The organism is Neobacillus drentensis, assembly GCF_036965425.1.
In the GTDB taxonomy this organism is placed as follows: domain Bacteria; phylum Bacillota; class Bacilli; order Bacillales; family Cytobacillaceae; genus Neobacillus; species Neobacillus drentensis_F.
In genome coordinates, this window is record NZ_JBALPP010000012.1 from 1 (window position 1) to 14,072 (window position 14,072).

The window sequence follows — 14,072 nt, forward strand, 5'->3', positions numbered from 1 at the left end:
TAAGAACCCTTGGTTTTTTTTGCAAAACCAAGGGCTCATTTATAATGAAAAATTAGTTCATAAAGGGCTTCATCTATTAAGGTTGTTTTTTTAGATTTAATCCCTTTTTCAGGGATAATTTTAAAGCTGCAGTTTTCGCTCTTTATATAACTATAGATGATTTGTGCTTCATCAAGATCATCTTTGCTAACTTTCGTGGGGGAAGAGGTCGTATTAAAATAGGTTAATATTTTTTCTTTAATGCTCCAAAGAAGTTCAAGCTCATTTGTACTTCCTAAATGATACTTTCCACTAAATAAAACTTTATTTCCCCTAATAAAAAACAGTTTAAAAGTGGATTCAGTTAAGGATTCCCTGACAACGAAATTTTTATCTTCTTCAGTAAACTCAATGACTTTCTCCTTATAGATAATAGCGTTTATCGCATCTAGTCTATTTCGATATTTTGCCGCAGCTTCAAAATCAAATTGTTCGGAAGCATTAATCATGCTCTGATTTAGTTCCTCAAGTATGCTAAAGTCGGTGCCGCTAAGTAAATCAATTATTTTGTTTATAATGTTATCGTAATGAACTAACGTTTGTCCTCCAAGACACATGCCAATACACAGTCCTAAGGAATAGTTTAAGCATGGCCCATTTTTCATAAAAGGATTACTGCAGCTTATTTTAAACGCTTCTGTTAATCCTTGAATGGCTCTTTCTGCCGTGTATTTGTTTATAAAGGGCCCAAAATATTGATTAGTGTCATTATCGATAAATTTATCTGTTACTTCTAATATCCGATGGCCTTTTTCCATTTTAATAACGATATAGGAATATGATTTTGGACTTTTCATCTTTCTATTAAAAATTGGCTTCATTTCTTTTATTAATTTACATTCCAGCATGAATGCTTCAAATTCTGTATCTGTAAGGATATAGTCAAAATCATTTAGGTTTGCCATGAGCTTTTTTATTTTCTGTGGATGAGCTTTTAAATCTTGAAAATAAGATTGCACTCTTTTCTTAAGACTTTTTGCTTTTCCAACATAAATGATGTGGCCTTGGGAATCTTTCATCAGATAAACCCCAGGTGATAGAGGCAGGTTCTTTACCTTTTCTTTAATATTCAAATGCATTCCCTCTCTAAACAATGACTTGATAGATGTTATTTTAACACACTAAAAAACCAAATTGGTTTTAACAATCTGGTTTCTACTTGGATTGAATGTTCAATTGGGATACCTCTTATATAAATAGAAGAGTAATACTATCATCACAATGTCTAATCTCGCATTAAAAGCAAATTGCAGCAGACCGGTATTTAATGTTGGCAATTTGGTTAAAAAAAGAGCTGCAATCATAATTCCAATTAAAGGAATTACTGCAATTTTAACCGCTTTATTAACCAATACTAAAAGGCCGCAAACAATTTCTAGTAAAATAACAACCTTTAATACTATGTGAGGATAGGGTAGTCCTAAACGGAGAAAACTGCTTGCTAGTTCAGCACTCATTAATTTCATAAGTCCCGATGTAATAAATACATAGGCCACTGCAAATCGAATTAAATGGCTTGTTGAAAACGAAGTATAAATGAGAATCCCCCCTTATCCATAAATGTATGCCAAAACTGGGACAATCCATTACGGAAAAATAAAAAGACCCTATTTTTATAGGATCTTCCCTTCGATTCTAATCTACTATCGCAATTACTGGCGGCTTATTCAAGAATTGCATAAGATTTAATACATCTCCTTGCACTTCACGACCCTCAGGAGATGCCAATGCCTGCCCTAATGTCTGGGGATCATCAAAATGAAGCTCTGCAATGAGAAATAAATCTTCATTCGTATTTTGAGCCTGCAAAACGTGATGAATTTCAGCCCCTTTAAGATTAGGGATTTTTTGCACTAGAGGTATATGTACATTGTAATAATAATTTTCAAATCCCTCTTTATCTTTTGGTTGATTATACATAACAATAACCTTTGCCATAACCCTGCTCCTTCCAAAATCACGTGGTATTTTTTACCTAATAACATTATAAAGGGGAAAAATTCCTAGTATTATCAAAACTGTTCGACAAATATTTTCTTTAGTGCCCCTTTTGGTGCCTGACACCATTCGTGGACATTTGTCCACCGGTGGTGTCAGGTACCATTTTTTTAAAAAGAAAATTAGGTAAAATACTAATTGACATTGACTCTGCGTTAAGGTGTATCGTTAGCTATGAGGAGATGATCGAATGGAATATACAGTGCAAAAGCTAGCAAGTCTCGCGGGTGTCAGTACCAGAACGCTCAGGTATTATGATGAAATTGGAATTCTTAAGCCGGCAAGAATCAATTCGTCAGGATACCGGATTTATGGGCAAGCAGAAGTGGATAGACTCCAGCAAATTCTATTCTACCGAGAATTAGGAGTAGGCTTGGACAGCATTAAAGAAATCGTTACGGCTCCTTCCTTTGACGGTGCAAAAGCTCTCAGGGATCATCGCGAGAAACTCCTCGAAAAGCGGATTCAATTAGATTTATTAATTGCTAATGTTGAAAAAACAATAGCACTATCAGAAGGGAGAATAAACATGTCAAATAAAGAAAAGTTTGAAGGCTTTAAGAAAAAAATGATAGATGATAATGAGATAAAGTACGGAAAAGAAATTCGCCAAAAGTACGGAAATGATACGGTCGATAAATCAAATGCGAAACTACAAAATATGACAGAGGAACAGTATACGGAAGTGTCAAAGCTAGCAGAACAAGTCCAGGAAACCTTGGCGGAAGCTTTTAAAACAGGTGATCCTGCAGGGGAGCTGGCGCAAAAAGCCGCCGATCTTCATAAAAAATGGATCACTTATTATTGGCACGAATACAGCAAAGAAGCCCACGCAGGACTTGCACAAATGTATGTCGATGATGAAAGATTTACAGCCTATTATGATAAAGAACAGCCAGGGACAGCAGAATTTTTAAGGGATGCCGTCCATATTTATACTGGAATGAAAAAATAGACAATAAAAAGACCCTGTAAATGTCCAATTCCAGCATTACAGGGTCTTTTGCTTTTTGATTTATCGTATCTTTGCCTTTATAATGAATACTGAAAATTATGAAATTTCAACCAAAAAAGGGAGTGAGCCATTCCATGAATCTAGCTTCCCAAGAGACTGAAACAAGAGGGAAAAATACGTATTCTTTTGATGAATTCGTAGAAAAACGTGAAAATCTTGACTGGTACCGTGATGAACCGTTTTTGCAAAAAGCAGTAAGAAAATTTACCGGGTCACAATTTGAGAAACTCCATGAAAACATTCTTTCTTTCTCACCTACTGTTTCTACAGAATGGAACCAATTAGCTGAACGAATTGCCAGACCAGAGGTTAGGCCATATATGCTTCATTATGATGCGTTTAATCATCGAATTGATCGCATTGTCCGGCCGATGGAAGTCCATCAATTAGAACGCGGGGTATTTGGGGAAGGTCTTTTTTCTAGCAAAATGACTCATTGGGAAAGCTTTGTGAAACGAATGCTGATTCACCAAATTGGCGAAGGCGGAGTTACTTGCCCTCTAACATGTACCCATGGATTAATAGCTCTTTTAGAGCAATTTCCAAATGAAGAATACCCAGAGCTTCAAGAAATTTTGCAGCATACAAAAGAAGGAGTAGACAGCGAATTTGCAATTGGCGCCCAGTTTATGTCAGAAATTCAAGGCGGTTCGGACCTCCCAGCCAATGTTCTTGAGGCCGTTCTGGATGGAAAGAATTATCGCCTATATGGTAATAAGTTCTTCTGCTCTGCAGCCCATGCTGATTATTCTGTAGTTACTGCCAAAATCTCTGGGACAGATAAAGTCTCTACATTCATTGTTCCTGCTTGGCTCCCTGGCGATAAGGAAAAAGAAAAACGCAATGGATACGAGATTAACCGGATAAAATGGAAGCTTGGTACCGCTGAATTACCGACTGCAGAAATTCAATACAATGGGGCATTGGCCTATCCGATAGGTCCTAAAGATAAAGGGATTGCTGTCGCGGTTGGCATTGTTTTGACCTTGTCCCGGCTGGAGATAGGCATTGCCTGTGCAGGATTTATGCTGAGGGCATCAAGAGAAGCCAGCCTTTACAGCGATTTTCGAACCGTTTTTGGTAAAAAAGTAAATGAATACCCGCTTGCTGCAAGCAAGCTGAAACGAATTGAAAAAGCTGCAAAGCGTACAACTGCTGGTGCTTTTTCAATTTACGATATGTTTTTGCGTTTAGAAAAACCTCTTAATCCGGGCATAAAATCAGATCATCCAATTGAAACTCGAAAACAATTGTTTAACTTACGAGAACTTATTTTATTGCAAAAAATTTGTGCAACCAATGAAGGTGCGGAAATACTAAGGGAAACCATATCAATGTTTGCAGGGCATGGGGTAATGGAAGAGTTTTCTTCCCTGCCGCGAATTTTTCGTGATGTTGTTGTTAATGAACAATGGGAAGGCCCGCGCAATCTACTATTAACGCAAATTTATCGTGATCTCCAAAGAGTGGCAGATTGGTATTCTCCTAGAGAATTTGTGAGCAGTGTATTAAAGGGGGCACATCAAGATTCAATAAAGAAATTCTCTGAACAGCTGGAGCATTTACTGCAAAGTCCTGTTTTAGGAGAAGTAAGCGAGGCTTCAATCGAAGCAGCGGCTGAGTGGGATACGTTCTGTGATTCCTTCTTCAAATCTTATCAGGAAGTGGCGCTAAAAGAAATCGAACAATAGAATTTTAAAAAAATAAATGAAGCCTGACACCTATCGGAATGCGATGAAGTCAGGCTTTTTTTAAAGCGCTTACATATGTGAAAGAGTTGGATAAAAATTTAATTATTGACAAGTTTCAATAAAAAAGCAAAAATAATCATATATTGAATAGTTATAAAATTTATTATTTTAAAATATTTCCATATAATCAGAAAATACTATTAGGTAGGTGTCAGTGTGATAAAAGAACCTATTCTTCAAATAAAAGACTTAAAGGTATCATTTCAGTCTGGGAAAAAACTTTTACCAGCAGTGGATGGTATCAGTTTTGAATTAAAAGAAGGAGAAATCCTTGGAATTGTAGGAGAATCAGGGAGCGGTAAGAGTGTTACATCCTTGGCTACAATGGGGCTAATTCCTTCCCCGCCAGGTAAAATTGAAAATGGTGAAATTATTTTTGAAGGTAATGACCTAAAAAACATATCCGAAAAAGAGTGGCGAAAAATCCGTGGAAATCAGATTTCAATGATTTTCCAGGAGCCGATGACTTCCTTGAATCCGTTATTTACAGTTGGAAATCAACTGATGGAAGCAATTCGATTACATACAGATCTTTCAAAAAGAGAAGCGATTGTTCGAAGCATCGAACTATTAAAGCTGGTCGGGATTCCAAGAGCAGAAGGAATACTAAAGGAGCACCCGCATCAGCTGTCAGGCGGAATGAGACAAAGGGTCATGATAGCCATGGCGATGGCCTGTAATCCAAGGGTATTGATTGCGGACGAGCCAACAACGGCGCTCGATGTTACGATTCAAGCGCAAATCCTCGCATTAATGAAGGATCTGAACAAAAAAACAAATACTTCCATTATTCTGATTACCCACGATTTAGGCGTTGTAGCTGAAATTTGTGAACGAGTTATTGTTATGTATGCCGGTCAAATTGTGGAGCAGGGTGATGTCAGAAGAATATTAAAGGATCCTCAGCACCCTTACACAAAAGGTTTATTAAAATCAGTTCCAGACTTACGAGGAAAAAAAGACCGTCTTTACAGTATTCCAGGAACCGTTCCGACACCGGGGACTGTCCATAAAGGCTGCCGATTTGCTGCAAGATGTGCCGAACAATTCGGGAGATGCCATGTGGAATCACCAGATTTATTTCATTTGGAAAAAGACGGACATGAAGTGCGCTGTTTCCTACATACATTGAAGGAGGGGAGAGACCAGAATGTCAGAGTTACTTCTTGAGGTAAATGGACTTAAAAAATACTTCCCAATCACTGGCGGTGTTTTTGGAAAGAAACAAGGGGAAGTTAAAGCAGTTGATGATGTTTCCTTCTATGTTAAAAAAGGGGAAACGTTGGGCATCGTTGGTGAAAGCGGCTGCGGAAAATCAACAACCGGCCGATTGCTCATGCGCTTAATTGAAGCGAGTGATGGGCGAATTGTTTTTGAAGATAAAGAGATTACAAGAATGTCGAAAACAGATTTAAGAAAAATCCGCAGGGATATTCAAATGGTGTTCCAAGATCCCTATGCTTCGTTAAACCCAAGGCATTCAATTGAGCAGATTTTAGAAGAGCCGTTGATCGTCCATGGCATCGGGACAAAGGAAGAACGAAAAAAACAGGTAAAAGAAATGCTCGAGGTAGTAGGTTTAAGCAGCTACCATGCCAAGCGATATCCGCACCAATTCAGCGGCGGGCAGCGTCAGCGGATCGGAATTGCCAAAGCATTAATGACAAAACCCAAGTTGATAATTGCGGATGAGCCTGTATCTGCTCTAGATGTTTCCATCCAGGCACAGGTTCTTAATCTAATGAAGGACATACAAGAGGAATTCCAACTTACATACATATTTATCGCCCATGATTTAGGTGTAGTGCGTCATATTAGTGATCGGGTAGGTGTAATGTATTTAGGCAGATTAATAGAATTAGCTGAAAGTGAAGAGCTTTATGAAAATCCAATGCATCCTTACACGAGGGCACTCCTTTCGGCTGTACCAATACCAGATCCAGATTTGAAGAAAAGAACAATTTTAATTGAAGGTGAACTGCCAAGCCCGGCAAATCCTCCTTCAGGCTGCGCTTTCCATACTCGATGCTCTCAAGTGATGGATATTTGTAAAACGGCAAGACCTTCAGAACAAAATCTCAACGGTCATTATGTTGCCTGTCACTTATATAACAAGTGATAGCCAGCATTCATGATATAAAAAAGAATTAGGGGGTAAGAAATGCTTATGAAGAAAAAGTCTTTTAAACTGCTGTTGATTTCGCTTTTAGCCATCAGTATGTTTTTAGTTGGCTGCAGCAGCAAAACGAATAATGAATCAGGCGGCAAGAAGGAGCCTGCTTCTGGCAACAGCTCGAAAAAGGATACACTTGTATACGGTCGCGGTGGAGATTCCACTTCTCTTGACCCTATTACAACTACTGAGGGTGAAGCCTTCAAAGTAACCGAAAATATTTATGAAACATTGTTACAGTATGGTGATCAAGATACGACTGTTAATCCTGGACTTGCTGAAAAGTGGGAAGTTTCTCCTGATGGATTAACTTACACTTTCCATCTTCGTCAAGGAGTAAAGTTCCATGACGGAACTGATTTTAATGCAGATGCAGTAGTATTTAACTTTGACCGCTGGATGAACGGCGATTCTGACAAATTCCCTTATTACACAATGTTTGGCGGATATAAAAAAGATGAGGGCCACGTAATTAAGGAAGTTAAAGCACTTGATGCGAACACAGTTCAATTTGTGTTAAAGCGTCCACAAGCTCCGTTCTTAAAGAACCTAGCGATGTCTCCATTCGGAATTGCCAGCCCGACAGCTGTGAAAAAATGGGGTGACGATTTCAGAAGCCATCCGGTTGGAACAGGACCATTCAAATTTGTTGAGTGGAAACAAAATGATACCATCACTCTCGAAAAGAACCCTGACTACTGGCAAAAAGGTCTTCCTAAGTTAAACAAAGTCATTTTCCGTGTAATTCCTGAAAACACTGCACGTCTAAATGCTCTTGCTAACGGTGAGATTGACGTAATGGATGGATTAAACAATTCAGATGAAGCAACTGTTAAGGGCAACGACAAGCTTCAAGTAATCGAACGACCTTCTATGAACGTTGGTTATATTGGTTTAACAACGACTCGCAAACCATTCGATAACAAGCTTGTTCGCCAAGCGATTAACTATGCTATCGATAAGAAAGCGATCATTGATGCATTCTATGGCGGTAAAGCACTTCCAGCTGTTAACCCAATGCCTCCTTCCATTGAAGGATATGACAAAGACATTCAGCCATACCCATATGATTTAGAAAAAGCAAAAGCATTATTGAAAGAAGCTGGCTACGAAAAAGGTTTCTCAATTGATTTATGGGCAATGCCTGTAGCACGTCCATATATGCCAGAAGCTCAAAAAGTTGCTGAGGTTATTCAAGAAAGCTTGAGCAAGATTGGTGTTAAAGCAAAAATCCAATCTGTTGAATGGGCAACATACCTAGACAAAGCGGCAAAAGGCGAGTTTGATATGTTCATGCTTGGATGGACAGGTGACAATGGAGATCCTGATAACTTCTTATATACTTTGCTAGATAAAGATAGCATTGGAAGCAATAACTACTCTCAGTACAGCAATGATGCCCTTCATGATGTATTGATTAAAGCTCAGACAGAAACTGATCAAGCAAAACGTAACGATTTATACAAGCAAGCTCAAGAAATCATCCATGATGATGCTCCATGGGTACCGCTTGTTCACTCTACACCATTGTTAGCAGCTTCAAAGGATGTCGTAAACTATTTACCACACCCAACTGGCTCTGAAGCATTAACTAAAGTTGATTTTAAATAATCATTTGTGAAAGGGGAGGGAGCATTGCCTCCCCTTTTATTAACGAATCAGTTTTTATAAAGAGGTGATTTTGAAATGTTTACATACACAGTCCGGCGCTTATTTTCATTAATACCAGTCCTGTTCGGGATGACTTTAGTTGTTTTTGGAATTATTCATGCCATCCCGGGGAATCCGGCACAGGTTATTCTTGGACAAAGAGCAACAAAAGAAGCCATTGCCGTATTATCGAAACAATTGGGATTAGACAAGCCTTGGTACATACAATATTTTGATTATATTAATAAATTATTACACGGCGATTTAGGGACATCACTTCGGACAAGGGGACCTATCAACCATGAGGTATGGCCATTTTTAGCGGCTACAATCGAACTCACAGTCGTTGCCATGGTAATTGCTATCATCATTGGTGTGAATGCAGGGATTATTAGTGCTTGGTTTTCGAAATCCTGGTTCGATTATGTCGCAATGGTCCTTGCACTAATTGGGGTTTCACTGCCGATTTTCTGGCTTGGTTTAATGATGCAATGGGGATTTGCAAATGAATTAGGCTGGCTCCCGACAACTGGAAGAGAAGATGTCAGGGATCCCGTCTCGGCCATTACCAATCTCTATTTAATAGATACACTCATACAGGGAAGATTTGACCAATTTGGTACTGTTATCAAGCATCTGATCCTGCCAAGCTTTGCACTTGCAACCATTCCAATGGCAATTATTGCTAGAATGACACGTGCAACTATGCTTGAGGTTATGAGATCTGATTATGTACGAACTGCTAGAGCAAAAGGTCTTAGAATGTTTTGGGTTGTTTATAAACACTCTTTAAAAAATGCTGTAATCCCAGTACTTACCGTCATTGGTTTGCAAACAGGACTTCTATTAGGCGGTGCGATTCTGACAGAAACAATCTTTGGCTGGCCGGGAATTGGGCGATATTTATACGATGCAATTGGTTATCGCGATTATCCAGTTATTCAATCTGGGATTTTAATTATTGCAGCAATCTTTGTCCTAATAAATTTAATCGTGGATCTATTATATGTTTTAGTTGATCCAAGAATTAAATATACGAAATAGGGGGGATTACTAGTGGCTGAACTTGTAAAAAACACTGTAGATATCTCGATAAGAGCTGCCGAAGAAAAGCTGACACCTCCATGGAAGGAGGCGTGGCAATCCTTCTATAAAAATAAATTAGCCGTAATTGGCTTAGGAATTGTCATCTTTTTTATCATATTAGCCATCGCCGCGCCATGGATCGCGCCGTATAGCTTTAAAGGTCAAGTATTGTCCGAGCGGATGCAGGCTCCATCATCCAAGCATTGGTTCGGCACAGATGACTTTGGCCGGGATATTTTTTCGCGGGTTGTATATGGTGCGAGAATTTCTTTATGGGTCGGGTTTTTCTCAGTATTAGGATCTGTAGTAGTCGGAACGTTTCTTGGAATTGTGGCCGGATATTATGGACGCTGGATTGATAATATCATATCTCGAATCTTTGATATCATGCTGGCTTTTCCGAGTATTCTTTTGGCGATTGCGGTAGTGTCTATCCTTGGACCATCCTTGCAAAATGCCCTTATTGCAATTGCGGTTATTAACATTCCTAACTTTGGCCGGCTTGTTAGGTCCAAGGTGTTAAGTGTAAAGCAAGAAGAGTATATAATGTCAGCCCGTGCAGTTGGTATGAAAGATGCACGGATCCTTTTCCGTCATATTTTACCGAATAGTATCTCCCCAGTAATCGTTCAGGCGACCCTGGCTATTGCGACTGCTATTATCGAGGCAGCTGCCCTAGGGTTTCTAGGATTAGGTGCACAGCCTCCTACACCAGAGTGGGGGAAAATGCTGGCGGATTCAAAAAACTACATTACACAAGCGCCGTGGACATTGATTTTTCCAGGTCTGGCCATTATGTTGACCGTCCTTGGATTCAACTTAATGGGCGATGGCCTCCGTGATGTGCTAGATCCGAAAATGAAACAATAAACTTTGAGACTCCGTATGGGGTCTCTTCTTTTTTGGATATCGAATCGTTTGTAGAATAGGCTATTAAATTTGTAGAATGTATCTTATTAATTGTAGAATGTGTCCGTAAATTTGTAGAATGCATTGGCAATTGTAGAATGTGCCTTCAATTTTGTAGAAAGTAGGCCTAAATTTGTAGAATGTATCTTATTAATTGTAGAAAGTATCCAGAAATTTGTAGAATTGTTCAGCTTTAAGGCTTATAATTGAAAAAAATTCAGAAAAATCACTTCAACTTTTTGCTTAGTCGTAGGGGGATCGAAAAAATTGAATATTGATCGTGAAAAAAGCATTGTATTTATCGGATTCATGGGTGCTGGGAAAACAACGATAGGTAAACTTGTAGCGCAAAAACTGAATCGAGAATTTATCGATATTGATGAAGAGATTGAAAAGGAATTTAATATACCTGTATCGCAGATATTTAAAGAATTCGGAGAAAAGGTATTTAGGGACAGGGAAAAAAGTTTAATTAAGAGTTTGAGCCAACAAAAGAATGTAATAATATCTGTTGGTGGGGGAGCATTCTTACAGGAAGAGATTAAAAAAATTTGTTTATCTTCCTCCATAGTAATTTTTCTAGATATAAATTTTGAGAGCTGGAAGGAACGATTAAACTTAATTATTGATAGCCGGCCAGTTTTGCAAGGGAAATCAATTGAGGAAATGCAAGAGCTTTTTTCCAATAGGCGAAAAGTTTATGCAGATCATCATTTGAAAATTCAAACCGATAATAAAAAGCCAGATGAAATTGCAAACCAAATCTTAGTGAAAATGAAAAAAACAATAACTATTAAAGGTCTTACAATTGGGGAAGGGACACCAAAAATTTGTACGCCAATGGTGGGGAGGTCAGTATCAGAATTAATAGAAGAAGCATTACATATTAAAACAATTGATGCAGATATTGTTGAGTGGCGGGTCGACTTTTTTGAAGAGGTAGAAGATTTTTTGAAGGTAAAAGAAGCTCTTAATGAAATCCGAGGTATCCTGCCAAATGTTCCGCTAATCTTTACCTTTAGAAGTGAAAGAGAAGGTGGAGAAAAGGAATTAAGTAATCAAACCTACTTAGAATTAAACAAAGCAGCTGCGGAAAGCAGATTTGTTGATATCATTGATGTTGAGCTGTTCAATGATGAAGGTATTATTAAATCCTTAATTGAAACAGCACACTCAAATGATGTGTTCGTCATCATTTCCAATCATGATTTTGAAAAAACACCTCCCAAGGATGAAATCGTGTCACGATTACGTAAAGCTCAGGAGTTAGGCGGAGATATCCCGAAAATAGCGGTAATGCCAAGAAACACAGGAGACGTGTTAACCCTATTAGATGCGACCAACTCAATGAAAGAACTTTATGCCAATACGCCGATTATTACCATGTCGATGGCTGGTCAGGGTGTTATCAGCAGAATTGCTGGTGAGGTGTTTGGTTCCGCAATTACATTTGGAGCTGCCAAAAAGGCATCCGCACCTGGGCAGGTACCGGTGAATGACTTACGCAAGTTCTTGGAAATCCTGCATTCAAATTTATAAATATTAGGATGAAAGAAAGTGCCCCGTCTGGTACTTTCTTTTTTTGGGAAAAAATAAAGGGCAAAATAATTAACCTCATTCTATACAAAACTTAATAAAGAATGTAAAATTGCTATAAAGTCAATAATTCCAATATGAAAGGTAGGGATTTAGATGACAAGCAATATTCGCTCAATCCCACGTCCTCTTGTAAAAACAAACCAGTGGAGCATTGTACTTAGTGTTGTATTAGCATGGGTAACTGGGCAGGAGTCGATCTTATTAATTCCTTTAGTTGCAGGTCTACTTGGCCTTTTATTTGGCTTTAATCCAATTATGCAAATAGCAAAATTATTCTTCAGAAAAGAGCCATCGGCCTATATTCCTGAAGATTGGGAACAGCAGCAATTTAATCAAAAAATTGCTATTTCATGTTTAGCCATTGGTTTTATTAGTTTTATTCTTGGCTGGGAAACATTAGGTTATGTGTTTACAGCTTTAGTAGCAATAGCAGCATTTGTAGCCATTCTAGGTTTTTGTGTTGGCTGTTTTATTTATTATCAATGGAAACAATTCAAATACAGACGTGCAAATCAATAAGGGAAATATTAGAAGCGGAAGCAGGACCCATTAACACAGGAGATTCCTGCTTTTTTTGTTTACGACTGCATAAAAGTTGTATAATCTTACAAACAAAAATGAAAGCGTTTTCAAAATTAACCGTAATAATTTTCAATAAAAACGGAAAATTGAGCAATTTTTTCATTGAATAATTATATATATGTATGTATAATAATTCATTATTAGAGGAACTTAGGAGATGAAAAAATTGAAGGTTGGCATAATCGGTGGTACAGGATATGGATCAATTGAACTTATTCGTTTGATACAAAAACATCCCTATTTAGAAATTGGTTCTGTTGTTTCTAACTCGCAGGCGGGAACACCTTTTAGTGAGGTATACCCCCACTTATCTGGTATCGTTGAGCAGCCACTTGATAAATTCGATCCAGAACATTTAAGTGAAAATGAATTTGTTTTTTTAGCTACTCCCTCGGGTGTAAGCAGCAGGCAAGTGCCTGCCTTACTTGATAGGGATATTAAATGTATAGATTTATCAGGAGATTTTCGATTGAGGTCTTCTGAAGAATATGAAACATGGTATAAACATTCACCAGCAGATCCGGACTATTTACAAAAAGCAACATATGGGTTAAGTGAAATTTATCCTGAAAAAATAAAACATTCCAGCCTCATCGCAAACCCTGGATGCTATCCAACGGCAGCCACCTTAGGACTATTGCCAATAGTAAAAACAAATTTAGCAGATTACGAGTCAATTGTAATTGATGCAAAATCTGGTGTTTCAGGTGCTGGAAGAGGACTTTCGATAACCTCTCATTTTGCTGAAATTAATGAGAATATAAAAGCTTATAAACTCGGAGCACATCAACATATACCTGAAATCGAACAGGTTTTAGAAGATGAATCGGGCAGCCCTATTACCATTACTTTCACAACCCACCTCGTGCCAATGAATCGGGGAATTATGTGTACGATATATGTGAAATTAAAAGAAGACGTATCTATTGAAGATATCCAGCAAATATACGATGAATTTTATAAAAATAAACCTTTTGTAAGGGTAAGACCACAAGGGAATATTCCTTCGACAAAAGAAGTCCAAGGGTCCAATTACTGCGATATTGGTTTACATGTTGATAAAAGAACAAACCGCCTAACCATCATCTCGGTTATTGACAATTTGGTCAAAGGAGCAGCGGGCCAGGCGATTCAGAACGTAAATATAATGAACGGATGGGATGAGCGGACGGGGCTTACTGACATTCCACTATATCCATAATAAGAATGATAAATTGATAGTGATCTAGTTTTGAAGACGGACAAAAGGAAAACTAAGGGGGTAGTTCAA

The 14,072-nt window shown here is 38.2% G+C and carries 13 protein-coding genes and 1 pseudogene; 11 read left to right on the forward strand and 3 right to left on the reverse strand.

The window, feature by feature from the left end:
• Positions 1-35 precede the first annotated feature (35 nt).
• The 3 genes from V7161_RS02900 to V7161_RS02910 form a co-directional block, all read right to left on the reverse strand.
• Positions 36-1,118, reverse strand: a complete 1,083-nt coding sequence (locus V7161_RS02900) for a GIY-YIG nuclease family protein (RefSeq protein ID WP_420491557.1) — start codon at positions 1,116-1,118, stop codon at positions 36-38.
• A gap of 93 nt (positions 1,119-1,211) precedes the next feature.
• Positions 1,212-1,583, reverse strand: a complete 372-nt coding sequence (locus tag V7161_RS02905; RefSeq protein WP_335442240.1) for a DoxX family protein — start codon at positions 1,581-1,583, stop codon at positions 1,212-1,214.
• A gap of 91 nt (positions 1,584-1,674) precedes the next feature.
• Positions 1,675-1,977: an EthD family reductase gene (locus V7161_RS02910; protein WP_335442194.1), complete on the reverse strand. Its 303-nt coding sequence runs from the start codon at positions 1,975-1,977 to the stop codon at positions 1,675-1,677.
• 250 nt (positions 1,978-2,227) lie between these two features.
• Here V7161_RS02910 and V7161_RS02915 point away from each other — a divergent pair, with 250 nt between their 5' ends.
• From V7161_RS02915 to argC, 11 genes and pseudogenes are all read left to right on the forward strand, one after another.
• Entirely contained in the window at positions 2,228-2,992 is a 765-nt protein-coding gene (locus tag V7161_RS02915; protein WP_335442195.1) for a MerR family transcriptional regulator, read from the forward strand.
• Between the two features lie 134 nt (positions 2,993-3,126).
• Positions 3,127-4,743 (forward strand): acyl-CoA dehydrogenase family protein, encoded by a 1,617-nt coding sequence (locus tag V7161_RS02920; RefSeq protein ID WP_335442196.1) that lies wholly within the window; start codon positions 3,127-3,129, stop codon positions 4,741-4,743.
• Between the two features lie 216 nt (positions 4,744-4,959).
• Entirely contained in the window at positions 4,960-5,973 is a 1,014-nt protein-coding gene (locus V7161_RS02925; protein WP_335442197.1) for an ABC transporter ATP-binding protein, read from the forward strand.
• Positions 5,954-6,922 carry an ABC transporter ATP-binding protein gene (locus V7161_RS02930; protein ID WP_335442198.1) on the forward strand — a complete coding sequence of 323 codons (969 nt, stop codon included), beginning with the start codon at positions 5,954-5,956 and terminating at the stop codon, positions 6,920-6,922. The genes V7161_RS02925 and V7161_RS02930 overlap by 20 nt, the downstream gene beginning before the upstream one ends.
• A gap of 48 nt (positions 6,923-6,970) precedes the next feature.
• Positions 6,971-8,587: an ABC transporter substrate-binding protein gene (locus tag V7161_RS02935; RefSeq protein ID WP_335442241.1), complete on the forward strand. Its 1,617-nt coding sequence runs from the start codon at positions 6,971-6,973 to the stop codon at positions 8,585-8,587.
• A 75-nt stretch (positions 8,588-8,662) separates the two neighbouring features.
• Positions 8,663-9,670, forward strand: coding sequence for an ABC transporter permease (locus tag V7161_RS02940; RefSeq protein ID WP_335442199.1), 1,008 nt, complete (start codon positions 8,663-8,665; stop codon positions 9,668-9,670).
• Positions 9,671-9,682: 12 nt separating this feature from the next.
• A complete protein-coding gene (nikC, locus tag V7161_RS02945; RefSeq protein WP_420491558.1) occupies positions 9,683-10,582 on the forward strand; it encodes a nickel transporter permease in 900 nt (299 codons plus the stop codon).
• 348 nt (positions 10,583-10,930) lie between these two features.
• A pseudogene (locus V7161_RS02950) lies at positions 10,931-11,386 on the forward strand (shikimate kinase); the annotation flags it as partial.
• A gap of 9 nt (positions 11,387-11,395) precedes the next feature.
• Positions 11,396-12,160, forward strand: a complete 765-nt coding sequence (gene aroD, locus V7161_RS02955) for a type I 3-dehydroquinate dehydratase (protein WP_335442243.1) — start codon at positions 11,396-11,398, stop codon at positions 12,158-12,160.
• Positions 12,161-12,313: 153 nt separating this feature from the next.
• Entirely contained in the window at positions 12,314-12,739 is a 426-nt protein-coding gene (locus V7161_RS02960) for a DUF4395 domain-containing protein (RefSeq protein WP_335442200.1), read from the forward strand.
• Between the two features lie 220 nt (positions 12,740-12,959).
• Positions 12,960-14,003, forward strand: coding sequence for an N-acetyl-gamma-glutamyl-phosphate reductase (gene argC, locus V7161_RS02965; RefSeq protein WP_335442201.1), 1,044 nt, complete (start codon positions 12,960-12,962; stop codon positions 14,001-14,003).
• The last annotated feature ends 69 nt before the right edge of the window (positions 14,004-14,072 follow it).